The organism is Streptomyces thermovulgaris (genome assembly GCF_002155915.1).
Lineage (GTDB): Bacteria > Actinomycetota > Actinomycetes > Streptomycetales > Streptomycetaceae > Streptomyces > Streptomyces thermovulgaris.
Map to the genome: position 1 here is coordinate 1 of NZ_MUME01000053.1, position 23,700 is coordinate 23,700.

25 protein-coding genes and 1 pseudogene are annotated in these 23,700 nt (G+C 70.9%); 8 read left to right on the forward strand and 18 right to left on the reverse strand.

Going from position 1 to position 23,700, the window contains the following annotated elements; translation table 11 throughout:
* Both CCN35_RS05830 and CCN35_RS05835 read left to right on the forward strand, forming a co-directional pair.
* Positions 1–654: TerD family protein (locus CCN35_RS05830; RefSeq protein ID WP_211285494.1), on the forward strand; the 654-nt coding region annotated here is incomplete at its 5' end.
* Between the two features lie 49 nt (positions 655–703).
* The gene (locus CCN35_RS05835; RefSeq protein ID WP_067390527.1) at positions 704–1,288 is read left to right on the forward strand and encodes a TerD family protein; all 585 of its coding nucleotides are present in this window, start codon (positions 704–706) and stop codon (positions 1,286–1,288) included.
* A gap of 76 nt (positions 1,289–1,364) precedes the next feature.
* On the opposite strand, the gene CCN35_RS05840 is transcribed toward CCN35_RS05835, so the two are convergent.
* On the reverse strand, positions 1,365–2,720 hold the full coding sequence (locus CCN35_RS05840) for a hypothetical protein (RefSeq protein ID WP_067390785.1): 1,356 nt from the start codon (positions 2,718–2,720) through the stop codon (positions 1,365–1,367).
* Between the two features lie 283 nt (positions 2,721–3,003).
* Here CCN35_RS05840 and CCN35_RS05845 point away from each other — a divergent pair, with 283 nt between their 5' ends.
* Positions 3,004–4,836 carry an endonuclease/exonuclease/phosphatase family protein gene (locus tag CCN35_RS05845; protein WP_067390523.1) on the forward strand — a complete coding sequence of 611 codons (1,833 nt, stop codon included), beginning with the start codon at positions 3,004–3,006 and terminating at the stop codon, positions 4,834–4,836.
* Positions 4,837–5,004: 168 nt separating this feature from the next.
* Here CCN35_RS05845 and CCN35_RS05850 read toward each other — a convergent pair whose 3' ends face one another.
* The 4 genes from CCN35_RS05850 to CCN35_RS05865 all read right to left on the reverse strand — a co-directional run bounded on the left by CCN35_RS05850 (position 5,005) and on the right by CCN35_RS05865 (position 7,481).
* Entirely contained in the window at positions 5,005–5,784 is a 780-nt protein-coding gene (locus CCN35_RS05850; protein ID WP_086791738.1) for an SRPBCC family protein, read from the reverse strand.
* Positions 5,785–5,810: 26 nt separating this feature from the next.
* On the reverse strand, positions 5,811–6,431 hold the full coding sequence (locus tag CCN35_RS05855) for an ArsR/SmtB family transcription factor (protein ID WP_067390517.1): 621 nt from the start codon (positions 6,429–6,431) through the stop codon (positions 5,811–5,813).
* A 130-nt stretch (positions 6,432–6,561) separates the two neighbouring features.
* Positions 6,562–7,032 (reverse strand): DUF3618 domain-containing protein, encoded by a 471-nt coding sequence (locus tag CCN35_RS05860; protein ID WP_067390514.1) that lies wholly within the window; start codon positions 7,030–7,032, stop codon positions 6,562–6,564.
* Entirely contained in the window at positions 7,029–7,481 is a 453-nt protein-coding gene (locus CCN35_RS05865; RefSeq protein WP_079129575.1) for a phage holin family protein, read from the reverse strand. Before CCN35_RS05865 ends, CCN35_RS05860 begins: the two co-directional genes overlap by 4 nt.
* Before the next feature lie 378 nt (positions 7,482–7,859).
* Here CCN35_RS05865 and dapA point away from each other — a divergent pair.
* Positions 7,860–8,721 (forward strand): annotated as a pseudogene (dapA, locus tag CCN35_RS05870) (4-hydroxy-tetrahydrodipicolinate synthase).
* A 100-nt stretch (positions 8,722–8,821) separates the two neighbouring features.
* Here the strand turns inward: dapA and dapD are convergent.
* The 11 genes from dapD to CCN35_RS05925 form a co-directional block, all read right to left on the reverse strand.
* Positions 8,822–9,811 (reverse strand): 2,3,4,5-tetrahydropyridine-2,6-dicarboxylate N-succinyltransferase, encoded by a 990-nt coding sequence (gene dapD / locus CCN35_RS05875; RefSeq protein ID WP_067390511.1) that lies wholly within the window; start codon positions 9,809–9,811, stop codon positions 8,822–8,824.
* A gap of 148 nt (positions 9,812–9,959) precedes the next feature.
* Positions 9,960–10,511 carry a TetR/AcrR family transcriptional regulator gene (locus CCN35_RS05880; protein ID WP_067390508.1) on the reverse strand — a complete coding sequence of 184 codons (552 nt, stop codon included), beginning with the start codon at positions 10,509–10,511 and terminating at the stop codon, positions 9,960–9,962.
* Positions 10,511–10,831, reverse strand: coding sequence for a DMT family transporter (locus CCN35_RS05885; RefSeq protein ID WP_067390505.1), 321 nt, complete (start codon positions 10,829–10,831; stop codon positions 10,511–10,513). Before CCN35_RS05885 ends, CCN35_RS05880 begins: the two co-directional genes overlap by 1 nt.
* Before the next feature lie 121 nt (positions 10,832–10,952).
* On the reverse strand, positions 10,953–11,285 hold the full coding sequence (locus CCN35_RS05890) for a metal-sulfur cluster assembly factor (RefSeq protein ID WP_067390502.1): 333 nt from the start codon (positions 11,283–11,285) through the stop codon (positions 10,953–10,955).
* Entirely contained in the window at positions 11,282–11,749 is a 468-nt protein-coding gene (gene sufU, locus CCN35_RS05895; protein WP_067390499.1) for a Fe-S cluster assembly sulfur transfer protein SufU, read from the reverse strand. Before sufU ends, CCN35_RS05890 begins: the two co-directional genes overlap by 4 nt.
* 11 nt (positions 11,750–11,760) lie before the next feature.
* The gene (locus CCN35_RS05900) at positions 11,761–13,017 is read right to left on the reverse strand and encodes a cysteine desulfurase (RefSeq protein WP_067390496.1); all 1,257 of its coding nucleotides are present in this window, start codon (positions 13,015–13,017) and stop codon (positions 11,761–11,763) included.
* Entirely contained in the window at positions 13,014–13,778 is a 765-nt protein-coding gene (gene sufC / locus CCN35_RS05905; RefSeq protein WP_067390494.1) for a Fe-S cluster assembly ATPase SufC, read from the reverse strand. Before sufC ends, CCN35_RS05900 begins: the two co-directional genes overlap by 4 nt.
* Before the next feature lie 7 nt (positions 13,779–13,785).
* Positions 13,786–14,109, reverse strand: a complete 324-nt coding sequence (locus CCN35_RS05910; protein WP_067390492.1) for a non-heme iron oxygenase ferredoxin subunit — start codon at positions 14,107–14,109, stop codon at positions 13,786–13,788.
* Complete coding sequence (gene sufD / locus CCN35_RS05915) at positions 14,106–15,326, reverse strand: Fe-S cluster assembly protein SufD (protein WP_067390489.1); 1,221 nt, start codon at positions 15,324–15,326, stop codon at positions 14,106–14,108. Before sufD ends, CCN35_RS05910 begins: the two co-directional genes overlap by 4 nt.
* Positions 15,327–15,410: 84 nt before the next feature.
* Complete coding sequence (gene sufB, locus CCN35_RS05920) at positions 15,411–16,832, reverse strand: Fe-S cluster assembly protein SufB (RefSeq protein WP_067390486.1); 1,422 nt, start codon at positions 16,830–16,832, stop codon at positions 15,411–15,413.
* The gene (locus tag CCN35_RS05925; protein ID WP_067390483.1) at positions 16,829–17,587 is read right to left on the reverse strand and encodes a helix-turn-helix transcriptional regulator; all 759 of its coding nucleotides are present in this window, start codon (positions 17,585–17,587) and stop codon (positions 16,829–16,831) included. The genes sufB and CCN35_RS05925 overlap by 4 nt, the downstream gene beginning before the upstream one ends.
* A 254-nt stretch (positions 17,588–17,841) precedes the next feature.
* Here CCN35_RS05925 and CCN35_RS05930 point away from each other — a divergent pair, with 254 nt between their 5' ends.
* The 3 genes from CCN35_RS05930 (at position 17,842) to CCN35_RS05940 (ending at position 20,617) form a co-directional block, all read left to right on the forward strand.
* Entirely contained in the window at positions 17,842–18,765 is a 924-nt protein-coding gene (locus tag CCN35_RS05930; protein WP_079129574.1) for an ABC transporter ATP-binding protein, read from the forward strand.
* A complete protein-coding gene (locus CCN35_RS05935; protein WP_067390476.1) occupies positions 18,762–19,541 on the forward strand; it encodes an ABC transporter permease in 780 nt (259 codons plus the stop codon). The genes CCN35_RS05930 and CCN35_RS05935 overlap by 4 nt, the downstream gene beginning before the upstream one ends.
* A gap of 65 nt (positions 19,542–19,606) precedes the next feature.
* Positions 19,607–20,617 (forward strand): COX15/CtaA family protein, encoded by a 1,011-nt coding sequence (locus tag CCN35_RS05940; protein WP_067390472.1) that lies wholly within the window; start codon positions 19,607–19,609, stop codon positions 20,615–20,617.
* 186 nt (positions 20,618–20,803) lie between these two features.
* On the opposite strand, the gene CCN35_RS05945 is transcribed toward CCN35_RS05940, so the two are convergent.
* Together CCN35_RS05945 and CCN35_RS05950 are read right to left on the reverse strand one after the other, a co-directional pair.
* Entirely contained in the window at positions 20,804–21,136 is a 333-nt protein-coding gene (locus CCN35_RS05945; RefSeq protein WP_067390469.1) for a hypothetical protein, read from the reverse strand.
* Between the two features lie 106 nt (positions 21,137–21,242).
* Positions 21,243–22,196 carry a heme o synthase gene (locus tag CCN35_RS05950; RefSeq protein WP_067390466.1) on the reverse strand — a complete coding sequence of 318 codons (954 nt, stop codon included), beginning with the start codon at positions 22,194–22,196 and terminating at the stop codon, positions 21,243–21,245.
* A gap of 361 nt (positions 22,197–22,557) precedes the next feature.
* Between CCN35_RS05950 and CCN35_RS05955 the strand changes: the two genes are divergently transcribed.
* Positions 22,558–23,700: transketolase family protein (locus tag CCN35_RS05955; RefSeq protein ID WP_245863021.1), on the forward strand; the 1,143-nt coding region annotated here is incomplete at its 3' end.

Here is a 23,700-nt window from a genome sequence, read left to right on the forward strand (position 1 = left end):
GCGCGGCCCGTGGCTCCGCCGCCCGCCGCGCAGCCCCAGGCCGCACCGGCCCCCGCCGCTCCCGCCTTCGGCGCCGGGAAGGTCAACCTGGACAAGGGCCGGGTCAGCCTGCAGAAGAACCAGACCGTCTCCCTGGTCAAGGGCGGCCGTCCGCTGCTCTCCCAGGTCAAGATGGGCCTCGGCTGGGAGCCGGCGTACCGCGGCAGGGACATCGACCTGGACGCCTCGGTCATCGCCTACGGCCCGCAGCGCAACCACATCGACAGCTGCTACTTCGGCAAGCTGACCATCCTGAACGGCGCGATCTGGCACTCCGGCGACAACCTCACGGGCGAGGGCGCCGGCGACGACGAGGTGATCACGGTCGACCTCGGCCGCCTGCCCCAGGAGGTCACCGGCCTGGTCTTCACGGTCAACTCCTTCTCCGGCCAGAAGTTCACCGAGGTCGCCAAGGCCTACTGCCGTCTGCTGGACGGTGTCACCGGCGAGGAGCTCGTCCGCTTCGACCTCACCCACGCCGAACCGCAGACCGGTGTGATGATGGCCAAGCTCATCCGGCAGTTCTCCGGCGAGTGGGAGATGACGGCCATGGGCGACTTCGTCAAGGCCCGGACCGTGCGGAACATGGTGAAGCCCGCCGCCCAGGCCCTGTAGGACGCCCTGCGCCCGCCACACAGTTTCCGTACCAGAGGATGAATCACGCATGATCATGCTGACGAAGGAAGACGGCCCGGCGGACCTGGACGGGGTGACCCACATGTCCATCGGGGTGTCCTGGGACCCGACCGCGGGGGCCAGCGGCGGAATGCTGGGCAGGCTCCGCCGCAAGATGGGCACCGACCTCGACCTCATCGCCATCGCCATGCAGGGCTCCGACCCGGTGCGTCTGGCGGGCCTGGACTCCCTGGACCCCCTGGGCAACGGCTCGCTGGTGCACAGCGGCGACAACCAGACCGGTCACGGGGACGGCGACGACGAGACGGTGACGGTCGAGTTCGCCCGGATACCGCCGAACATCACCTCGATCGTGTTCGTCGCCGCCGCGTTCAAGAAGGGCAGTTCCTTCCTGAAGGCACGCAACGTCGCCTTCAAGGTGTACGACGCGACCGGGGGCAGCTCCCAGCAGGTGGCCGAGATCTGGCCGAGCCTGCTCACCCAGGACAACGGCTGCGCCGTGGCCAAGGCCATGCGGGTCGGCACCTCCTGGAAGCTTCAGGTGATCAATGAGACGGGGAAGATCAAGCAGGGCGACGAGCGCGCCCTGATGCGGTTCGCCGCCAGCAAGTGAGACAACGGCCCGCGGCCCGCACCGGCACCGGTGCGGGCCGCGGGCACGAGTGAGGTGCGCCGAGCGGGCCGCGGGCTCAGCCCACGTGCGCGGAGCGGGCCTTGAACGCCGCCTTGCGGGCCTCCTTCGCGATCCTCTTGTCGGGGTGGAGCCGGCCCATCGCCTCCAGCACCTCCGCGGTCTGCGGGTGGTGCACCCGCCAGGCCTCCGTGAAGAAGCCGCTGTGCTGCTCGGCGAGGTTCTTGACGAGGGCGTGCAGTTCCTCGGAGTCGCCCTCGGCCGCCAGTTGCGCGGCCATGGTGTCGATGGTCAGCCAGAAGACCATCTCCTGGGAGGGCGCCGGTACGTCGTCCAGACCGCGCTCGGTCAGCCAGACCCGGGCCAGTCCGCCCAGTTCGGCGTCGTCGAGCACGTCCCGGAGCGCCGGTTCGGCCTCTGCGCCGACCAGGGACAGGGCCTGCTGGCAGCGCAGCCGGCGCAGGGGCGCACCCGGGTCCGTGCCACGGGAGGCGGCGAGCAACTCCCTTGCGGCGACGAGGGGTTCACGACGGACGAGCCACTGCTCGGTCTCGGCGTGGGCGGCGGCCGGGGGGAACGCGGCGGTGCCGTCGAGCAGTGCGTCGGCGCCCTTGTCCACGAGGTCGCCGATCACCGGGGCCTCATGACCGGCCTTCAGCAGCCGGGCGCGCATCCCGTACAGCCCGAGCGGGGTCGGCCGCACCATGCCGTAACGGGTCACATCGACCTTGCCGGCCGGCACCGGCGGCTCCTCCTCGGCGTCCGTCATCACCTTCTCGTCCAGCGGCCGGTACTCGACGAGTCCGGCCGGCTCCAGCCGCCGGAACCGCGCGTCCAGCCGCATCATCGCCTCGGAGACCTGCCGCAGCATGTCGTCGGTGGGCTCCCTCATGCCGCCGGGCGCGACCACGGAGGCGGCGAGCACGGGCAGCGGCACCGGACCGCTGCCGGGTCCGTCCTCGCCGACGGTGAGCACATAGAGGCCGGCCAGCGCCCCGTCGAGGAACGCCGTCCCGGCGCCGGGCACGTCCGTGTCCTCCAGCACGGTCTCCAGCGCGCTCAGCCACACCGTGAGCACATCGCGGGGTGAGCCGCCGGTCAGCCGGCGCAGGCCGTCGCCGGCCCGGGCGGTGCCGTCCCGGACATCGGTGATCTCGACGAGCCCGGTGTCCACGGCGACCCGCCATGCCTCCCTCGTCCGGGCCGCCGCGTCGTCGCCGTCCAGGCCGAGCACTTCGGCCGCGGCGGCCAGCTGCTCCTCGGTCAGCCGCCCGTCGGCGTCGACCCGTGTCCCGGCTCCGGCCCAACGGGCGAGACGCGCGGCGCGCGACAGCAGCGGGGTGGCGAGCGCGTCCCGGGCCAACTCCGGTTCGGGGGCGAGCCGAACCGGTGGGAGCGGGGACCTGTCTGGCATCAGCGGCTTCTCCTCGTGGGCGTGCACGGCCGTACGACTCAGCTGCTCAGCCTAGACGGATTTCCACCGATGCCGCCCAATTCATCTCCCCCTCACCGGCCGTTCATGGCCGAAAGCTTGACAAGTGACCTTGCCCCACAGGAAATTGACGCGCGTAGAAACAAGCGGGCGTTTTCTTCCGGCGCCCGCGATCTCTGCGCGTCGCCTCCGCCCGCCGGTCGCGGCTCCCGTTCCACGCACCACCCTCGTCCCGGCGCTCCCGCACGTCCCGGAGGGATTCACCTTGCCGAGCAAGTCTTCCGCGCGTCTCGCCGCGCTGGCCGCCGCCGTCGTCTGTTCCGCGGTGGCCGCCCAGACGACCGTTCTCACCGCTCCCGCGCACGCGGACTCCGTGCGCATCCACGACATCCAGGGCACCACCCGGATCTCCCCGTACGCCGGCCGGCAGGTCACGGATGTGGCCGGAATCGTCACCGGTGTGCGCACCTACGGCTCCTCCAGAGGCTTCTGGATGCAGGATCCGCATCCGGACGACGACCCGGCCACCAGCGAGGGCATCTTCGTCTTCACCAATTCCACCCCGCAGGTCGCCGTCGGTGACGCCGTCACCGTCACCGGCACGGTCTCGGAGTTCGTCCCGGGCGGCACCTCCTCCGGCAACCAGTCGGTCACCGAGATCACCAAGCCGGCCGTCACCGTCGTCTCCAGCGGCAACCCGGTCCCGGCCCCGGTCGTGCTCGACGCCGGGTCGGTGCCCGCCGCGTACGCCCCGGCCGGCGATCCCGCCGCCGGCGGCTCGATCAACGCCCTGCCCCTGCGGCCGTCGGTGTACGCCCTGGACCTCTACGAGTCCCTGGAGGGCATGAACGTCCAGGTCGCCGACGCCCGCGTGGTCGGCGCCACCACCCCGTACGGCGAGCTGTGGGTCACGGTGAAGCCGCACGAGAACCGCAACCGCCGCGGCGGCACGGTCTACGGCTCCTACGCCTCCCCGAACACCGGCCGTCTGAAGATCGAGTCGCTGGGCCCGCTCGAGGACTTCCCGTCGGCGAACGTCGGCGACGTCCTCGCCGGCCCCACCACCGGCCCGCTGGACTACAACCAGTACGGCGGCTACACGCTCGTCGCCCACCGGCTGGGCACGCTCAAGAGCGGCGGACTGCGGCGCGAGACCACCCGGAAGCAGTCCCCCGGCGAGCTGGCGGTGGCCACCTACAACGTCGAGAACCTCGACCCGTCCGACACCACCTTCGACGCGCACGCCGCCGCGATCGTGCGCCATCTGCGCTCGCCCGACATCGTGTGCCTGGAGGAGATCCAGGACAACAGCGGTGCCGTCGACGACGGCACGGTGGACGCGAGCGAGACGGTCGCCCGGCTGATCGACGCGATCGTCGCGGCGGGCGGCCCGCGCTACGACTGGCGCGCGGTCGACCCGGCCGACAAGCAGGACGGCGGCGAGCCGGGCGGCAACATCCGCCAGGTGTTCCTGTTCAATCCCCAGCGGGTCTCCTTCACCGACCGTCCGGGCGGCGACGCGACCACCGCCGTCGGCGTCACCCGGGTGCGCGGCAAGGCGGCCCTGACCGTCTCCCCCGGGCGGATCAACCCGGCCGGCGAGGCCTGGACGTCCAGCCGCAAGCCGCTGGTCGGCGAGTTCGTCTTCCGCGGCCGTACCGTCATCGTGATCGCCAACCACTTCGCCTCCAAGGGCGGCGACCAGGCTCTGACCTCCCACTACCAGCCGCCGGCGCGCGGCTCGGAGGTCCAGCGCCACCTCCAGGCGGCCGAGGTGAACGCCTTCGTCAAGAAGGTCCTGAAGGCGGAGAAGAACGCGAGGGTCGTCGCCCTCGGCGATCTGAACGACTTCGAGTTCTCCAGGACGACGAAGATCCTCGAGGACGGCGGCGTCCTGTGGTCGGCGATCAGGTCGCTGCCCCGAGGCGAGCGTTACACCTACATCCACCAGGGCAACGCACAGGTGCTGGACCAGATCCTGGTCAGCCCGTCGATCCGGCGCGGCCGCGGCCTCGAGTACGACAGCGTGCACATCAACGCGGAGTTCCACGACCAGATCAGCGACCACGACCCGCAGGTGCTGCGCTTCCGTCCCTGATCCGCCTCCGTCCCGGTCCTGTTCCGCTCCTCGGGCCGGCCCCCGGGACTCCTCACCGGGGGCCGGTGCGCTCCCGGCCCCCGGAGCGCCCCGGGACGGTCCTGAGGACCAGTCGCCCCAGGACGGTCCTGAGGACCAGTCCTCAGGACGGGTCCTCAGGACGGGTCCTCAGGACGGGCCGAACACTCCGTTCAGCCAGTCCTGCCAGGCGGTTTCGGTCGCCTCGGCGTCCGCGTCCGGTGCGAAGTCGTGGACGCTGATGCCGACCGGGGCGCCCCAGTGGTTGCGGCCGAAGAAGCGGATGAGGGCGTCGTCGGTGCGCAGCCCGATGAAGTACGGGTCGCGGTAGTCGAGCACGGCCTCGAACTCCTTCGGGCCCCGGACGGTCACCCGCGCGCCCACGGCCGTCTCCCCGGTGAGCCCGAGGGCCCGTCCGACGGTGGTGAAGGCGTCGGCGGAGGCGGACTTCCCGGGGCCGTTCAGCGTGGTGAAGGCCACCGGGCGGGGCGCGAAGTGCGTCAGGTACTCGCGCAGGGTGTGCAGATAGAAGTCGGTGTGCTTGTTCGCGCCGTCGTACTGGTTGTCCCAGTCGTCGGTGAAGATCCCGCTGTGCACATAGCGCACCCAGGCACGGCGTCCGCCGTCGCGCGGTTCGATGGTGTGGTCGAGCTGGTTGAGCGGCTGGGCCGGTGCGCCGGTGTTCTCGCTGCGGTTGGTGTAGCGGTGCGGCGGATCCCAGGCGGTGACCGTGGACCCGAAGGGGCCCGCGCCGCCCACCCGGGGCTCGGGCGGGGACATCGGCCACAGATAGCCTCCGGTGCCGGTGGTGATCGCCGCCCACACCTCCTCGGGCGTGGCATCGACCTCGAACTCGCGGACGATCTCGAATTCCCTCCCGGTCCCCCGTTCGCTTTCCTGCTTGTTTTCCTGCTCGTTTTCCTCGGACATGGCGGGCTCCTGCCGAATGCGGGTGGTCAGGGTGCGTCGAGCTGCGGGGCGGTCGCCCCGTCCGGGTCCTTGACCGTGGGGTGGACGGCCACCACGATCCGGTGGTCCCGGCCGCCCTCGGCACCGGGTGCGTCGTACTTGCGGATCAGCGCGCTGACGCCGGCCGTGAGCTCCTGGATGAACGCGGCCCGGTCGGCGGCCGAGGCGAAGCGGACCTCGCCGTCCAGCGCGTAGGTCGCCAGCCGCTTGCGCGCCTTGGCCGCGCCGGTGATCAGCGAGCCGACGTCGCGCACCAGCCGGGCACCGAGGGCGAGCAGCCAGCGTGCGGAGAGCTGGTCGCGGAAGCGGTCCGGATCCGGCTGCACGGAGGCCAGGGCGAGCGGCGAGATCACGTACGACGCGGCGGTCGCGCGCATCAGCCGCTCGGTGACATTGCCCTTGCGGCGCTCGCCGGCCAGTTCGACCAGGCCGTGCCGCTCCAGTGCCTTGAGGTGGTAGTTCACCTTCTGCCGGGGCAGGCCGACCCTGCCGGCCAGCATGGCCGCCGACGCGGGGCCGGCCGCCAGCTCGGCGAGCAGCCGGGCCCGTACGGGGTCCAGGGAGACGGCCGCTGCCTCGGGGTCCTCGATCACGGTGACGTCGAGCATGGCTCCACCCTCCCACCGAAAACTTTTTTTGTCCAGACCGTTTTGGTTTTCGGTTCGGGGCCCGGACGCCGAGGGCCGCCCCGCCTCTCGGGTGGGGCGGCCCTCGGCCGGTGTCGCCGGGTGCGCCGTCTCAGCAGTCCCGGGCGCGCCGGAACAGCAGCCCGGCCGCCACCAGTGCCGCACCCGTCACCAGTGCGATCATCAGCGGCCGTGGATGGCTGCGGCAGGCCTGGACGACGGCGTTCACCCCGCTCGCCGGGGCGCCGTGCCCGGCCCGGTGGGCGGTGTCCTGGACCGTGTGCCCGGCCTGCGACGCCCTCTCCTGCACCTGGTGACCGGCGTGGCTCACCTTCTCCTGGACCCGGTGCCCGGCCTGCACGGCGGTGCTGCGCAGCTGGACCGTCATCGCGCCGGCCTTGTCCCGCAGGTCGGCCGCCCGGGCCTTGGCGCGGCCCTTCACATCGGCCCTCGCGGCCAGCTCCTCGACGGTGTCGCCGAGCCGGCTCCGGGTCTCCTCGATCTGCTGCCGCAGCTCGTCGGGGCCCTTCGCGCCGGTGGCCGGGGCCGTCCCGCCGTCCGCCCCCTGTGTCCTGTCCGTCATCGGTGGTGCGCCCTTTCCTTGATCTCCTCGACATCCGCCTTGACGCTGCCGAGCGTCACCTCCGGCCTGGGGGGTGCGGCGTGGCGCAGCTGGCCGCGGCCGGCCAGGGCCAGCACGCCCGCGATCGCGAACAGCAGGCCGGTCACGACGAGCGCCGCGGCCCATACGGGCAGCACCAGCGAAAGAGCCGCGACGCCCGTGCCGGCCAGCGCGATCAGCCCGACGTAGCCGATGGCTCCCGCCGCGCCCAGCAGCCCGCCGCCGCGCCCCATGCGGCGTCCCTTCTGGGTCAGCTCCGCCTTGGCCAGGGCCATCTCCTGCCGGACGAGCAGAGAGAGCTGTTCAGTGGCCTGGTGAACGAGTTCGCCCACCGGGCGCCCGTCCGCCGGGTGGCCGCGCACCGTGCGGCGCTGGTCGCTCGCAGGCCTCGCATCGATCGTCCCGGTCACGGTGTCCCGCCTCCTCTCGGTACGGAACCCCCGAGTACCCCTCGCCGGCCCCGCTATCCCCGGCCCGCGCCGCCGGCCCCGAGCCCGCCGGGGCGGGGCCGGCCGGGCCCGGACCGTCGGGTCCTGCCCGCAACAAGGCCGCCTCCGTGACGAGTTCGGGCGCGGGGCCCCATGCGGCCCCCTCAGCACAGGAAAGGAGTGCTTGCCATTCATCGGTAGAAGAATTGAGTGGAGCTGTACGGTGCGGGCCGCCGGGACTGCCCCATGACAACCGCGGCAACTGTCTCCGGCTCCTCCCCCGCCCCCTCCTCCACTGCCTCTTCGGGCCCTTCCTCCGGGCCGTCCTCCGCTCCGCCCTTCGGCCGTGTCCTGTGCGCCATGATCACGCCCTTCACCGCGTCGGGCGCACTCGACCTGGACGGCGCCCAGCGGCTCGCCGAGCGGCTGGTCGCCGGGGGCTGCGACGGACTTGTGCTCAACGGCACGACCGGCGAGTCGCCGACCACGACGGACGCCGAGAAGGCGGCGCTGGTGCGGGCCGTGCGGGAGGCGGTCGGGAAGCGCGCCTCGATCGTCACGGGCGCGGGCACCGCCGGCACCCGGCACACCGTGGAACTGGCGCTGGAGGCGGAGAAGGCGGGCGCGGACGGCGTGCGGGTGGTGACGCCGTACTGCAGCAGGCCGCCGCAGGACGCCGTGGAGGAGCACTTCCGCACGGTCGCGGACGCCTGCGGGCTGCCGGTGACGCTGTACGACATCCCCGGCCGCACCGGCACCCGCATCGAGCCGGAGACGATGCTGCGGCTGGCCGGCCATCCCCGGATCGTGGCGGTCAAGGACTGCTTCTTACGACTTCCTCGGCGCCCTGGAGGTCCTGGCCCGTACCGAGCTGGCGTACTACGCGGGCTGCGACGAGCACGTCCTCGCCCTGTACGCGGTGGGCGGCGCGGGCTGTGTGAGCACGGTCGCGAACCTCGCCCCGGGCCGCATCCGCTCCGTCCTGGACGCGTTCGACGCCGGTGACACGGCGCGGGCCGCCCGGCTGCAGCGGCGGGCGATCGATCTCGTCGCACGGACGATGTCCGCCGGTCTGCCCGGCACGGTCACCGTGAAGGGGCTGCTGAACGCCCTGGGCCTGCTCTCGGGCCCGGTCCGCGCGCCCCTGCGGCCCGCGTCCCCCGAGACGGTCGCGGCTCTGCGCGCGTCCTATGAACAGCTGGTGACGGAACCGTCCTTGTAGCGGCGACGGGCAGAACGCGGCGGGGCGCCCTTGCCGGGGCGCCCCGCCGTGTCTCCTCGTTCCGTTCTTCCGTTCTGTTCTTCCGTCGTGTTCCGGTCCGTCAGTTGTGGCTGTGCAGGACCTCGTTCAGGCCGCCCCAGACCGCGTTGTTGGGCAGGGCCTCGACCGTGCCGGTGACCGAGTTGCGGCGGAAGAGGATGTTGGAGGCGCCGGAGAGTTCGCGGGCCTTGACGACCTGGCCGTCGGGCATGGTCACACGGGTGCCCGCGGTGAGGTAGAGGCCGGCCTCGACCACGCACTCGTCGCCGAGCGCGATGCCCACGCCCGCCTCGGCGCCGACCAGGCAGCGCTCGCCGATGGAGATGATCACATTGCCGCCGCCGGAGAGCGTGCCCATGGTGGAGGCGCCGCCTCCGATGTCCGAGCCGTCGCCGACCACGACACCGGCGGAGATACGGCCCTCGACCATGGAGGTGCCCAGGGTGCCGGCGTTGAAGTTGACGAAGCCCTCGTGCATCACGGTGGTGCCCTCGGCGAGGTGCGCGCCGAGGCGGACGCGGTCGGCGTCGGCGATGCGCACGCCCTTGGGGACGACGTAGTCCGTCATGCGCGGGAACTTGTCGATCGAGGTCACCTGCAGGTGCAGGCCCTCGGCGCGGGCGTTGAGCCGCACCTTCTCGATGTCGTCCACGGGAACCGGGCCGAGCGAGGTCCACGCGACGTTGGCGAGGAGGCCGAAGATGCCGTCCAGGTTCAGTCCGTGCGGCTTGACCAGCCGGTGGGAGAGCAGGTGCAGACGCAGGTAGACGTCGTGCGCGTCGATCGGCTTCTCGTCCAGCGAGGCGATGACCGTGCGGACCGCCACCACCTCGACACCCCGGCGGGCGTCCGGTCCGACCGCCGCGGTCGCGCCGGCGCCGAGCAGCTCCGCGGCCCGCTCGGGGGACAGCCGCTCGGTTCCGGCCGGACCGGGCTCGGCCGTCAGCTCGGGCGCGGGGAACCAGGTGTCGAGAACGGTGCCGTCGGAGGCAATCGTGGCAAGACCGGCGGCCACGGCGCCGGTGGAGCGGGAAGCAGTCGTGTCGGTCATGAGGGCAACCTAACGCGAGGAAGCCGACCCGGGCGAACCGGCCTGCGGGTGTCTCGGGTGCCGGTCCGCGGTGCGCGCGCCGGGGCCGGCCGGGACGCCGGAGCGGGCCCCCGCGCACCGCCGCACCGGCCGGCCGCGCACCGCCGTCTCAGGCCTCCGTGGACCGCGGGATCACCCGCCGCAGGATCTCGCGGGCCCAGTCCTCGTCGTACGGGGTGCCGGTCAGGAGCACCTGCAGGCAGATGCCGTCCATCACCGCCACCAGCGCCCGGGCCGTCACCGGGTCGGTGCGGCGGGCGAGCAGAAGGGCCAGCTCCTCGGCCCACTCGGCGGCCACGGGGCGCAGGGCGGGACGGCGCAGGGCGGCGAGGTACAGCTCGTACTCCAGCTCGACGCCGGTACGGTCGCCGGACAGCCACTCCCCCATCCAGCCGGCGAGTTCCGCCGCGAGGTCGGTGCGCGGGTCGTCCAGGCCGCCGCGTGCCGCGATCACCTTGGCGAAGCCCTCGTTGGCCTGTCGGAGCGCCGCGACCATCAGCTCGTCCAGCGTCCTGAAGTGGTACGTCGTGGAGCCCAGCGGCACATCCGCCTCCGCGGCCACGCTGCGGTGGCTCAGCCCGGCGAGGCCCTTGGCGCCCACGACCCGGATCGCGGCGTCGATGATCCGCTGCCGCCGCCCGGGGTCGTAGCGCCGGGCCATCAGTGGGCCCCGCCCAGGTTCAGGACCACCACTCCGCCGATGATCAGCAGGATCCCGACGGCCTTGGCGAGGTTCAGGTCCTCCCCGAACAGCACCAGCCCGAGGGCGGCGACGGCCGCGGTGCCGACGCCGGCCCAGATCGCGTAGGCCGTGCCGATGGCCACCGTCCGCAGGGTCTGGGCGAGCAGCCAGAAGGAGAGCGCATAGCCGAGCAGCGTCACCGCCGAGGGCCCGAGTCTGCTGAAGCCGTCGCTGTACTTCATGGCGGTCGTGGCCGCGACTTCGGCGGCGATGGCCCCGGCGAGCATCAGATATCCCATGCGGCGAGCGTATCCGCCGTTGTGTACGGGCGTACACAACGGCGGCGCCCGCCGGACACGGCGAGCGGCGAGGCCCGAGGGGGACCTCGCCGCTCGCCGTACGGGTGCGCGCCTGTGGCTCTCAGACGTTGAAGCCCAGCGCCCGCAGCTGCTCACGTCCTTCGTCCGTGATCTTGTCCGGGCCCCACGGCGGCATCCAGACCCAGTTGATGCGCAGCTCGCTGACGAGGCCGTCCGTGGCGGACTTGGCCTGGTCCTCGATGACGTCCGTCAGCGGGCAGGCCGCCGACGTCAGGGTCATGTCGACGGTCGCGACGTTCGACTCGTCGACGTGGATGCCGTAGACCAGGCCCAGGTTGACGACGTCGATGCCCAGTTCGGGGTCGACGACGTCCATCAGGGCCTCCCGGACCTCCTCCTCCGAGGCGGGCTTCGTCTCCACGGTCTCGCTCATGCCGTCTTCCTTTCGGCGTCGGCGCCGTCCAGCGCCTGGGCCGTCGCGTCCTTCCAGGCCATCCAGCTCAGCAGAGCGCACTTGACCCGGGCCGGGTACTTGGACACCCCGGCGAACGCCACCGCGTCCTGCAGGATGTCCTCCATCGCGTCGTCGGGCTCGACCTTGCCCTTGGACTGCATCAGCTCCAGGAAGGTCTCCTGGATCTTCAGCGCCTCGGTCAGCTCCTTGCCGACGAGGAGCTCGTTCAGCACGGAGGCCGAGGCCTGGCTGATGGAACAGCCCTGCCCCTCGTACGAGACGTCCTGGATCGTGGTGCCGTCGTACTTCACGCGAAGCGTGATCTCGTCCCCGCACGTCGGGTTCACATGGTGCACCTCGGCGTCGCCGTCCCGCAGACCACGTCCGTGCGGGTTCTTGTAGTGGTCCAGGATGACTTCCTGGTACATCGAGTCCAGCTTCACGCGTCAGCCCCTCATCCGAAGAAGTTCCGTACGTACTCCAGCCCCTCGACCAGGGCGTCGACCTCGGCCGGGGTGGAGTACAGATAGAAGGACGCTCGCGTGGTCGCGGGGATTCCGTACCGCAGGCAGACGGGCCGCGCACAGTGATGGCCCACGCGCACCGCGATGCCCTGCTCGTCGAGGACCTGACCCACGTCGTGCGGGTGGATGTCCCCGAGGGTGAAGGAGATGGCGGCCCCACGGTCCTCGGCCGTGGTCGGACCGATGATCCTGAGACCGGGGATCTCCATCAGCCGCTTCACCGCGTACTCGGTGAGCGCGTGCTCATGGGCGAGGATCCTGTCCATCCCGATCGAGTTCAGGTAGTCGACCGCCGCCCCCAGTCCGACCGCCTGCGCGATCGGCGGGGTGCCCGCCTCGAACTTGTGCGGGGCGGGGGCGTACGTCGACGAGTGCATCGACACCGTCTCGATCATCTCGCCGCCGCCGAGGAACGGGGGGAGGTCCTCCAGGAGCTCCTGCCGGCCCCAGAGCACACCGATGCCGGTCGGACCGCACATCTTGTGACCGGTGAAGGCCACGAAGTCGGCCTGCAGGGCCTGCACGTCCAGCGGCATGTGCGGAGCGGCCTGCGAGGCGTCGATGCAGACCAGGGCGCCGACCTCCTGCGCCCGGCGGACTATCGTCTCGACCGGGTTGACGGTGCCGAGGATGTTGGACACCAGCACGAAGGAGACGACCTTCGTCCTCTCCGTGATGATCTCGTCGATGTTCGACAGGTCCAGACGGCCGTCGTCGGTCAGGCCGAACCACTTCAGCTTCGCGCCCGTGCGCTGCGCCAGCAGCTGCCACGGCACGATGTTGGAGTGGTGCTCCATCTCCGTGATGACGATCTCGGTCTCGTGGTCCACGCGGTAGGGCTCGTCGGCCCAGCCCAGCATGTTGGCCACGAGGTTGAGCGACTCCGAGGCGTTCTTGGTGAAGATCACCTCGTCCCGGCTGGGCGCGTTGATGAACGCGGCGACCTTGTCGCGCGCCCCCTCGTACAGCGCCGTGGCCTCCTCGGCGAGCACGTGCACACCGCGGTGGACGTTGGCGTTGTGCTGTTCGTAGTACTCGGAGAGCACGTCGAGCACCTGGCGCGGCGTCTGCGAGGTCGCCGCGTTGTCCAGGTACACGAGCTTCCTGCCGTCGTGGACCGTCCGGTCCAGGATGGGGAAGTCCTTGCGGAGCGCCTCGGTGTCGAGGAGGCTCGGCAGCTGTGTCACGCTGATGCGCCGCCCTTCACGTATGCCTCGTAGCCCTCGTTCTCCAGCTTGTCCGCGAGCTCGGCACCGCCGGACTCGACGATGCGGCCGTCGGCGAAGACATGGACGTGGTCCGGCTTGATGTAGCGCAGGATACGCGTGTAGTGGGTGATCAGCAGGGTGCCGACGTTGCCGGACTCACGCACCCGGTTGACGCCCTCGGAGACGACGCGCAGGGCGTCGACGTCCAGACCGGAGTCCGTCTCGTCGAGGATCGCGATCTTCGGCTTGAGCAGCTCCAGCTGAAGGATCTCGTGGCGCTTCTTCTCACCGCCGGAGAAGCCCTCGTTGACGTTGCGCTCGGCGAAGGAGGGGTCCATGTGGAGGCGCTCCATGGCCTCCTTGACCTCCTTCACCCAGTGGCGCAGCTTGGGGGCCTCGCCGCGGATCGCGGTGGCGGAGGTGCGCAGGAAGTTGGAGACCGAGACGCCGGGGACCTCGACCGGGTACTGCATGGCCAGGAACAGGCCCGCACGCGCACGCTCGTCGACGGACATCTCCAGGACGTTCTCTCCGTCCAGGGTGACCGTGCCGCTCGAGACGGTGTACTTGGGGTGACCCGCGAGGGCGTAGGCGAGGGTCGACTTGCCCGAGCCGTTGGGGCCCATGATGGCGTGCGTCTCGCCCTGCTTCACGGTGAGGTCGACGCCCTTGAGGATCTCCTTCGTGGTGTTGTCGGCCTCGACGGTGACGTGCAGGTCTCGGATTTCAAGCGTTGCCATGGGTGTCTCAGGACTCCTGGGTGAGGGAGACGAGAACGTCGTCCCCTTCGATCTTTACGGGGTATACGGGGACGGGACGTGTCGCGGGGAGCGTGTCGGGCTTGCCGGAGCGGAGATCGAAGCGCGAGCCGTGCAGCCAGCACTCGATGTGGCAGTCCTCGACCTCGCCCTCGGAGAGCGAGACGTTCGCGTGCGAGCAGATGTCGTGGATGGCGAACACCTCTCCCCCGGTCCTCACGACCGAGATCGGGGTGCCGTCGAGTTCCACCCGCTTCGGGGTGTCCTCCTCCAGTTCGTCCAGTCCGCAGACACGTACGAAGGTGCCGCTCATGCGACCGCCGCCTCCAGCTCCTCGTCGATCCTGGCGATCAGACGCTCCTCCAGGTCCGCGACGCCGATCTGCTGGACCAGCTCGGCGAAGAAGCCGCGGACCACCAGACGGCGGGCCTCCTTCTCCGGGATGCCGCGGGCCATCAGGTAGAAGAGCTGCTCGTCGTCGAAGCGGCCGGTGGCGGAGGCATGACCGGCGCCGACGATCTCACCGGTCTCGATCTCCAGGTTCGGCACGGAGTCGACACGGGCGCCGTCGGTGAGCACCAGGTTGCGGTTCATCTCGTAGGTGTCGGTGCCCTCGGCCGCGGCCTCGATCAGCACGTCGCCGATCCACACCGCGTGCGCGTCCTCGCCCTGGAGCGCGCCCTTGTACAGGACGTTGGACTTGCAGTGCGGGGTGTTGTGGTCGACGAAGAGACGGTGCTCCTGGTGCTGGCCGGCGTCGGTGAAGTACAGGCCGTACAGCTCGGCCTCGCCGCCGGTGCCGGCGTAGGTGACACGCGGGTGCAGCCGCACGAGGTCGCCGCCGAAGGTGACCAGGAAGGACTTGAAGGTGGCGTCCCGGCCGATCAGCGCGTTGTGCTGGCCGGCGTGGACCGCCTTGCCCTCCCAGTCCTGGACGGAGACGACGGTCAGCTTGGCGCCGTCGCCCAGGATGTAGTCGACGTTGGCGGCGAGCACCGCGTCACCGGTGTGGTCGATGACGACGACGGCCTCGGCGAAGGCGCCGAGTTCCACCACCTGGTGGCCGTAGGCGACCCCGCCCTGGCCGTGCACCGCGATGCGGATCGGCTCGGTCAGGACGGTCTCCTTCGGGACGGTCACGACCGAGGCCTTCTCGAAGGAGGAGTAGGCCTGGGCGGCGACGCGGTCCACCGGGGTTCCCGCCCTGCCGACCCGCGGGTCGTCGCGGCCGACGGTCTCCACGGTGACGCCCTCGGGGGCCTGGATGTCCACCTTCACGCCCTCGCCGGTGGCGACCGCGGTGCCGTCGTGCAGCCCGCGCAGCCGCTCCAGCGGCGTGAAGCGCCATTCCTCCTCACGGCCGTGCGGGACCGGGAAGTCCGCCACGTCGAAGGAGGGCGGCGCGCTCATGCGTGTGGCGACGGTCGACTCGGCGGCCACCGCGATCGCGCCGGTGGTCGCGGAGCCCACCGGTGGGGGACCTCCCGCCCGAGCGGAGTCGGGGGCGGGAGAGTTCTGAGCCTCGGCCATGGCTGTCGTAATGCTCGCTTTCCGTTGACGTAGGGGGCCTGACGGGGGCGGCGGGCCGGAGTCGTCTCCGGCCCGGGTCGGGGCTCAGCCGACCGCGCCCTCCATCTGCAGCTCGATCAGCCGGTTGAGCTCCAGCGCGTACTCCATGGGCAGTTCCTTGGCGATCGGCTCGACGAAGCCGCGCACGATCATCGCCATCGCCTCGTCCTCGCTCAGACCGCGGCTCATCAGGTAGAAGAGCTGGTCCTCGGAGACCTTGGAGACGGTGGCCTCGTGGCCCATGGACACGTCGTCCTCGCGGACGTCGACGTAGGGGTAGGTGTCCGACCGGGAGATGGTGTCGACGAGCAGCGCGTCGCACAGCACGTTCGACTTGGAGCCGGCCGCGCCCTCGCCGATCTCGACCAGACCGCGGTACGAGGTGCGGCCGCCGCCGCGCGCCACGGACTTGGAGACGATGTTGGACGAGGTGTTCGGCGCCATGTGGACCATCTTGGAACCGGCGTCCTGGTGCTGCCCCTCGCCCGCGAAGGCGATGGAGAGGGTCTCGCCCTTGGCGTGCTCGCCCATCAGGTAGACGGCCGGGTACTTCATCGTCACCTTGGAGCCGATGTTGCCGTCGATCCACTCCATGGTCGCGCCCTCGTAGGCCACGGCGCGCTTGGTGACCAGGTTGTAGACGTTGTTCGACCAGTTCTGGATGGTCGTGTAACGGCAGCGGGCGTTCTTCTTGACGATGATCTCGACGACCGCGCTGTGCAGGGAGTCGCTCTTGTAGATCGGGGCGGTGCAGCCCTCGACGTAGTGCACGTAGGCACCCTCGTCGACGATGATCAGGGTCCGCTCGAACTGGCCCATGTTCTCGGTGTTGATGCGGAAGTAGGCCTGGAGCGGGATCTCCACGTGGACGCCCGGCGGGACGTAGATGAAGGAGCCGCCGGACCACACGGCGGTGTTCAGCGAGGCGAACTTGTTGTCACCGACCGGGACGACGGTGCCGAAGTACTCCTTGAAGAGGTCCGGGTGCTCCTTCAGCGCGGTGTCGGTGTCGAGGAAGATGACGCCCTGCTGCTCCAGGTCCTCGCGGATCTGGTGGTAGACGACCTCCGACTCGTACTGGGCCGCGACACCGGCGACGAGGCGCTGCTTCTCGGCCTCGGGGATGCCGAGCTTGTCGTAGGTGTTCCTGATGTCCTCGGGCAGGTCCTCCCAGGACTGCGCCTGCTTCTCCGTGGACCGCACGAAGTACTTGATGTTGTCGAAGTCGATCCCCGACAGGTCCGAGCCCCAGTTCGGCATGGGCTTCTTCTCGAAGAGCCGCAGGGCCTTCAGACGCAGCTTGGTCATCCACTCCGGCTCGGACTTCTTCGCCGAGATGTCACGGACGACCTCCTCGTTGAGACCGCGCCTGGCCGAGGCACCCGCCTTGTCGGGATCGGCCCAGCCGTATTCGTACTTGCCCAGGCCCTCGAGCTCGGGGTGGGCAGTCTCCGTGGGGAGAGTCATGCGGGGTTCCTCCCGGCGGTGCTTGCGGATGCGTTGGTGCTTCGGTGGTCGTTCTGGGACATCTTGGGAATGAACGTCGTGCAGACGCCGTCGCCGTGCGCGATGGTCGCCAGCCGCTGGACGTGCGTCCCCAGCAGTTCGGCGAAGATCTCCGTCTCCGCCTCGCACAGCTGCGGGAACTCCTCCGCGACATGGACCACCGGGCAGTGGTGCTGGCAGAGCTGCTCACCCTTGCGCGGGAGGGGCGCGCTGCGCGCCGTAGCAGCGTACCCGTCCGCGCTCAGGGCCTTCGCCAGCGCTTCCGTCCGTTTGCCGGGAGCGGCTGCCTCGATCGCCTTGCGGTAGGCGCGCGCCTGCGCGGCCACACGGGCCCGGGCGAAGGCGGCGACCGCCTGTCCGCCCTCCCGTTCGGCGATCCAGCGCAGGGCGTCCACGGCGAGCTTGTCGTACGACTGCTCGAAGGCGTCCCGGCCGCAGTCGGTGAGCGCGAAGACCTTGGCGGGGCGGCCGCGGGTCCGTGTCCCGTACACCCGCTGCTTGCGCGCCTCCACCACGTCGTCGGCGACCAGGGCGTCCAGGTGGCGCCGTACGGCTGCCTGGGTGAGCCCGAGCCGGCCGGCCAGCTCGGCGACGGTCGACGGGCCGTGGTCCAGGATGGACCGCGCGACCCGGTTACGCGTGGAGCGCTCCCCGGCCACGAACTCCTCCTGCGGGGCCCCGGCGGGGGACTCCCGAGACTCGCCGACTTTTTTCACAACGCCATTGTTGCGTAATTCGTCGGAGACTGACAAGCGACGCCGTCCCGGACGGGCGTGCACTGCATCACTTAGGGTTACCTAATCCGACCTGCGGAAACGATCTCCCGGACGGCTTCCGGAAAGCTCCTTCGGCCCTGCTCACCGCACCCGTCGCACCGGCCCGGGCGCGAGGAGGAACGAGGAGGAGGCGAAGGAGGGCTCCGCGCACCCGCCCGCCCGGGGCGCACGGCGCGTCCCTAGACTCTGGGGCCATGCGAAACGAGCCCGTGGTGCAGGTTCAGGCTCTGGTCAAGCGGTACGGCACGAAGACCGCGGTGGACGGCCTCGACCTGGTGGCCCAGGCGGGTGTGACCGCCATACTCGGCCCCAATGGCGCGGGCAAGACGACGACGGTCGAGATCTGCGAGGGGTACCGGAGGCCGGACTCCGGCACGGTGCGCGTCCTGGGTCTCGACCCCGTCGGGCAGTCGGCCGAGCTGCGGCCCCGGATCGGCGTGATGCTGCAGTCCGGAGGGGTGTACTCGGGGGCGCGGGCGGAGGAGATGCTGCGGCACATCGCCAAGTTGCACGCCCATCCGCTGGACGTGGACGCCCTCGTCGAACGGCTCGGGCTCGGCAGCTGCGGGCGGACCCCCTACCGCCGGCTGTCCGGCGGGCAGCAGCAGCGGCTGGCCCTGGCCATGGCCGTCGTCGGACGGCCGGAGCTGGTGTTCCTGGACGAGCCGACCGCGGGACTCGACCCGCAGGCCCGCCGGGCGACCTGGGACCTCGTGCGCGATCTGCGCGCGGACGGCGTGTCCGTGATCCTCACCACCCACTACATGGAGGAGGCCGAGCAGCTCGCCGACGACGTCGCCATCGTCGACGCGGGCCGGGTCATCGCCCAGGGCTCCCCGGAGGAGCTGTGCCGCGGCGGCGCCGAGAACACCCTGCGCTTCACCGGCCGCCCCGGGCTCGACATGGACTCGCTGCTCAAGGCGCTGCCCCCCGGCTGCACCGCCGCCGAGCCGGCCCCGGGCACCTACCGGGTCGTCGGCACGGTCGACCCGCAGCTGCTCGCGACCGTGACGTCCTGGTGCGCGCAGAACGGGGTGATGCCGGACCGGATCTCGGTCGAGCGGCACACGCTGGAGGACGTCTTCCTGGAGCTGACCGGCAAGGAGCTGCGCTCATGACGCCCGCCACCGGTACGGGTACGTACACCCCGAGGCCCAAGGCGGCCCCGCTGCCCCGGATGATCGCGGCGCAGGCGGCGCTGGAGACGAGAATGCTGCTGCGCAACGGCGAGCAGCTGCTGCTGACCGTCGTCATCCCCACGCTGCTGCTGGTGCTGTTCAGCTCCGTGGACATCGTGGACACCGGCGCGGACAGGGCCGTGGACTTCCTCGCCCCCGGTGTCCTCGCCCTGGCCGTGATGTCGACGGCGTTCACCGGACAGGCCATCGCGACCGGTTTCGAGCGGCGCTACGGCGTGCTCAAGCGGCTGGCCGCCTCGCCGCTGCCGCGCTGGGGGCTGATGACCGCCAAGACGGCGTCCGTGCTGGTCACCGAGGTCCTGCAGATCGTGCTGCTGACCGTGATCGCCTTCGCGCTCGGCTGGTCCCCGCACGGCGGTCCGCTCGCCGTGCTTCTGCTGCTGGTCCTCGGCACGGCCGCCTTCTCCGGGCTGGGCCTGCTGATGGCGGGCACGCTGAGGGCCGAGGCGACCCTGGCCGCCGCCAATCTGGTCTTCCTGCTGCTGCTGGTCGGCGGCGGGGTGGTCGTACCGCTGGAGAAGTTCCCGGCCGGTGTGCAGGAGGTGCTGGGCCTGCTGCCCATCTCGGCGCTGTCCGGCGGACTGCGGGACGTGCTCCAGCACGGCGCCGGGATGCCGTGGGGCGACCTGGGGATCCTCGCCGTGTGGGCGGTGGCGGGCCTCGCCGCCGCCGGGAAGTTCTTCCGCTGGGAGTAGAGCCGGGAGCAGAGGAGCAGGGCGTGCCGGACCCTCGTGAAAGCGTGCACAAGCAGCCGCCTACGATGGAGGGCGTGTCGAACCTGACCCGCGCCGACGCCGTGTCCGTCGTGCGCAACCCGCTCGCCTTCGTCGCCGCACGCTGGACCCCGCATCCGAGAACCGTCCAGCGGGCGGCCCTCGCCGCACTCGTCATGGCGGTCGTCATCGTCGTCACCGGCGGCGCCGTCCGTCTGACCGGCTCGGGCCTGGGCTGCCCGACCTGGCCCAAGTGCACCGAGGACTCGCTGACCACCACCAGCGAGATGGGTCTGCACGGCGTGATCGAATTCGGCAACCGGCTGCTGACGTACGTGCTGTGCGCGGCCGTCGGCTGGGCGATCGTCGCCGCGCGCTCCCAGAAGCCGTGGCGGCGCGGCCTCACCCGGCTGGGCTGGGCGCAGTTCTGGGTGGTCATGGGCAACGCGGTGCTCGGCGGCATCGTCGTCCTGGTCGGCCTGAACCCGTACACCGTCGCCGGGCACTTCCTGCTCTCCTCGGCGCTGATCGCGCTCGCCACGGTGATGTGGCAGCGCGCCCGCGAGGGCGACGCCGCACCGCGCCCGCTGGTCGGCAAGCCCGTCCGGCAGCTGGTGGGGGTCCTCGTCCTCGCGAGCGCGCTGCTGATCGTGGTGGGCACGGTGGTGACCGGCGCCGGACCGCACGCGGGCGACTCCCGTGAGGTCCCCCGCATCCCGGTCGACTGGCAGACGGTCGCCCGGCTGCACGCCGTGCTGGCCTGGGTCGTGGTCACACTGACGTTCGCCCTGTGGTTCTTCCTCAAGGCCGTCGACGCGCCGAGGGGCCCGCTGGCCCGGACCCGTGAGCTGTTCCTGATCCTGCTGGCCCAGGGCGCCCTGGGCTATGCCCAGACCTTCCTGAACCTGCCCGAGCTCCTGGTGGGCCTGCACATGCTGGGCTCGTGCGTGATGTGGATCTGGGTGCTGCTGGTCCTGCTGTCGCTGCGCGAGCGCCCCGTGGAGGAGGCCGGCGGCCTGCCGGGCCCGTCGGCCGAGCCCACCCTGGCGAAGACCTGAGAGCGGCGCGCCCCGGCGCCCGGCACACGCACGGGCCTGACGCACACGACTGGGGGCCTGTNNACAGGCCCCCAGTCGTGTGCGCGCCGTGCGTGTGCCGGGCGCGGCCCCGCGCTGCGCGTGCGCGCCGCAGGGGCCGTGCGCGGGTCCCGGGCCGAAGCGCCCGGTTTGGCCGTTCCTCGGGTCTCAGCCGTTCTTCGGGCCGCCGATCTGGAGGCCCGCCATACGGGTCCACTCGTACGGGCCCGTCTTCACCCTGGCCGCGAACTCGCCGTCGAACGTCTCGTGGACGGTGATCCCGGACTTCTCCACCGCCGCCTTCGCGACGGCGTAGGTGGGGGCCACGAGGTCGCCCCAGGTGCCGTCCTCGCCGACGAGGACGATGCGGGCGCCGCGCTGTCCGATGTACGCGACCTGGCCCTCGGCACCTCCGTGGGCCTTGGCGAAGGAGCCGATCCGCTGGGCGAGGCGGGTCGCCTTGCGCTCGGCCTTGGGGTCAACCTGCTGCGTGTCTGCCATGAACAGGATGCTACCGGCGAGTAGACCGAACGGCGATGGGCGGGGCGGGTGGCATCGGCCACCCGCCCCGCCCATCGCACGACATCACTCGAAAGCGGTAACGGGGTCAGCGCAGGAACGGGTCCACCGCCAGCGCCACGAACAGCAGCGAGACATAGGTGATGGACCAGTGGAACAGGCGCATCTCCTTCAGCTTCGCGCCCGTCACCTCGGCCTTGGCCCGGTTCTGCAGGGCGTGCGCCTCCCACAGCCACCAGCCGCCCACCACGAGCGCCACCACGGTGTAGAACCAGCCGGTGTAGCCGAGCGGGGTCAGCAGCAGCGAGATCCCCACCATCGCCCAGCTGTAGATCACGATCTGCCGGGCGACCACCTTGTTGGAGGCGACGACCGGCAGCATCGGCACGCCCACGCGTGCGTAGTCCTCCCGGACCCGCATCGACAGCGGCCAGTAGTGCGGCGGCGTCCAGAAGAACATGACGAGGAAGAGAATGATCGGCGCCCAGGACATCGAGTTGGTGACCGAGGACCAGCCGATCAGCACCGGCATGCAGCCGGCGATGCCGCCCCACACGATGTTCTGCGCCGTGCGCCGTTTGAGGATCATCGTGTAGACGACGACGTAGAAGAGCAGCGCTCCGAGCGCCAGCCACGCCGACAGCCAGTTGACGGTCAGGCCGAACAGCAGCGTGGAGACGACCGCCAGGGTGATCCCGAAGACGAGGCACTCGCGCGGGCTGACCATGCCGGTCACCAGGGGCCGCTGCGAGGTGCGGTCCATGAGTGCGTCGATGTCCCGGTCGATGTACATGTTCAGCGCGTTGGCACCGCCCGCCGACAGATAACCGCCGATGCAGGTGAGCAGCACCAGCGACAGGTCGGGCACACCTTGCTGCGCCAGGAACATCACCGGAACGGTGGTGATCAGAAGCAGTTCGATGATCCGCGGCTTGGTCAGCGCCACGAAGGCCTTGACCCGGGCCCCGAACGGCCGGTGGCTCGGGCTCCGGCTCGAACCGAGCACGCCCGCTGGACGGGATTCGACGGCCGTCACGCACACCCCTGACAGAGACATCCCAGCGAGCCCTGCCCGGGAGAACCCACGGCAGGGGCTCGCGCGTACCACGCCACTGTAGACGCTGCCCAGATCCGGACATTCGCGGGGGTCGGATCGTGTTGGCACGGCCCGCCGAAAGGCTCGATTGAGCGCTCGGGCGAACGGCTGCGTATGGAGTTGCCGAGTGCTGCTCCAGCCGGTCCGGAGGCGAATGGTGAACAGTCCTGACAGACTGTGTCGACTCGAAAAATTGCACGTCCTCGCGAGGGTAGGCTCGGCAAAGGCCCGCCGACGCCCAGATTGCCGGCAGCCGGTGCACATGCCGCGCCGGCACCCGACTTGTGGAGAGGAGCCCTGACCCAGGGTGAGTACCAAGCCGACCACCACAGACCTCGAGTGGACCGAGTTGGACCAGCGCGCGGTGGACACCGCGCGCCTCCTGGCCGCCGATGCCGTACAGAAGGTCGGCAACGGCCATCCCGGCACGGCGATGAGTCTGGCGCCCGTCGCCTACACCCTTTTCCAGAAGGTGATGCGGCATGATCCGTCCGACCCGCAGTGGGTGGGGCGCGACCGCTTCGTGCTGTCCGCCGGTCACTCCTCCCTCACGCTCTACACCCAGCTGTACCTGGCCGGCTTCGGCCTGGAGCTGGACGATCTGAAGTCCTTCCGGACCTGGGGCTCCAAGACGCCCGGCCACCCGGAGTACGGGCACACCCAGGGCGTGGAGACCACGACCGGTCCGCTCGGCCAGGGTGTCGCCAACGCGGTGGGCATGGCGATGGCCGCCCGCTACGAACGCGGTCTGTTCGACCCCGAGGCACCGGCCGGCGAGTCCCCGTTCGACCACTTCATCTACTGCATCGCGGGGGACGGCTGCCTGCAGGAGGGCATCTCCGCGGAGGCGTCCTCGCTGGCCGGCCACCAGAAGCTCGGCAACCTGATCCTGCTGTGGGACGACAACCACATCTCGATCGAGGGCGACACCGAGACGGCCGTCTCGGAGGACACGGTCAAGCGGTACGAGGCCTACGGCTGGCATGTGCAGCGCGTGGAGCCGAAGGCGAACGGCGACCTCGACCCGCACGCCCTCTTCGAGGCGATCCAGCGGGCCAAGGCCGTCACCGACCGGCCGTCCTTCATCGCCATGCGCTCGATCATCGCCTGGCCGGCCCCGAACGCGCAGAACACCGAGGCCGCGCACGGCTCGGCGCTGGGCGAGGAGGAGGTCGCGGCCACCAAGCGCGTCCTCGGCTTCGACCCCGACAAGCACTTCGACGTCGCCGACGAGGTGCTCAGCCACACCCGGAAGGCCGTGGAGCGCGGCCGGCAGGCCCGGGCGGAGTGGGAGAAGTCCTTCCAGGCCTGGCGTGAGGCCAACCCCGAGCGGGCGGCCGAGTACGACCGCATCGCCAGGGCGGAGCTGCCCTCCGGCTGGGACGAGAAGATCCCGGTGTTCGAGGCGGGCAAGAGCGTGGCCACGCGTGCGGCCTCCGGCAAGGTGCTC

What these genes read in the sequence shown, in the direction of transcription:
- CCN35_RS05930 (WP_079129574.1), top strand. Translation starts at nt 17,842, where the DNA reads ATGCGAAACGAGCCCGTGGTGCAGGTTCAGGCTCTGGTCAAGCGGTAC.
- CCN35_RS05850 (WP_086791738.1), bottom strand. Translation starts at nt 5,784, where the DNA reads ATGTCCGAGGAAAACGAGCAGGAAAACAAGCAGGAAAGCGAACGGGGG.
- CCN35_RS05910 (WP_067390492.1), bottom strand. Translation starts at nt 14,109, where the DNA reads ATGAGCGGCACCTTCGTACGTGTCTGCGGACTGGACGAACTGGAGGAG.
- CCN35_RS05945 (WP_067390469.1), bottom strand. Translation starts at nt 21,136, where the DNA reads ATGGCAGACACGCAGCAGGTTGACCCCAAGGCCGAGCGCAAGGCGACC.
- CCN35_RS05855 (WP_067390517.1), bottom strand. Translation starts at nt 6,431, where the DNA reads ATGCTCGACGTCACCGTGATCGAGGACCCCGAGGCAGCGGCCGTCTCC.
- sufB (WP_067390486.1), bottom strand. Translation starts at nt 16,832, where the DNA reads ATGACTCTCCCCACGGAGACTGCCCACCCCGAGCTCGAGGGCCTGGGC.
- dapD (WP_067390511.1), bottom strand. Translation starts at nt 9,811, where the DNA reads ATGACCGACACGACTGCTTCCCGCTCCACCGGCGCCGTGGCCGCCGGT.
- CCN35_RS05840 (WP_067390785.1), bottom strand. Translation starts at nt 2,720, where the DNA reads ATGCCAGACAGGTCCCCGCTCCCACCGGTTCGGCTCGCCCCCGAACCG.
- sufC (WP_067390494.1), bottom strand. Translation starts at nt 13,778, where the DNA reads ATGGCAACGCTTGAAATCCGAGACCTGCACGTCACCGTCGAGGCCGAC.
- CCN35_RS05890 (WP_067390502.1), bottom strand. Translation starts at nt 11,285, where the DNA reads ATGAGCGAGACCGTGGAGACGAAGCCCGCCTCGGAGGAGGAGGTCCGG.
- CCN35_RS05940 (WP_067390472.1), top strand. Translation starts at nt 19,607, where the DNA reads ATGGAGGGCGTGTCGAACCTGACCCGCGCCGACGCCGTGTCCGTCGTG.
- sufD (WP_067390489.1), bottom strand. Translation starts at nt 15,326, where the DNA reads ATGGCCGAGGCTCAGAACTCTCCCGCCCCCGACTCCGCTCGGGCGGGA.
- CCN35_RS05935 (WP_067390476.1), top strand. Translation starts at nt 18,762, where the DNA reads ATGACGCCCGCCACCGGTACGGGTACGTACACCCCGAGGCCCAAGGCG.
- CCN35_RS05880 (WP_067390508.1), bottom strand. Translation starts at nt 10,511, where the DNA reads ATGGCCCGGCGCTACGACCCCGGGCGGCGGCAGCGGATCATCGACGCC.
- CCN35_RS05835 (WP_067390527.1), top strand. Translation starts at nt 704, where the DNA reads ATGATCATGCTGACGAAGGAAGACGGCCCGGCGGACCTGGACGGGGTG.
- CCN35_RS05885 (WP_067390505.1), bottom strand. Translation starts at nt 10,831, where the DNA reads ATGGGATATCTGATGCTCGCCGGGGCCATCGCCGCCGAAGTCGCGGCC.
- CCN35_RS05860 (WP_067390514.1), bottom strand. Translation starts at nt 7,032, where the DNA reads ATGACGGACAGGACACAGGGGGCGGACGGCGGGACGGCCCCGGCCACC.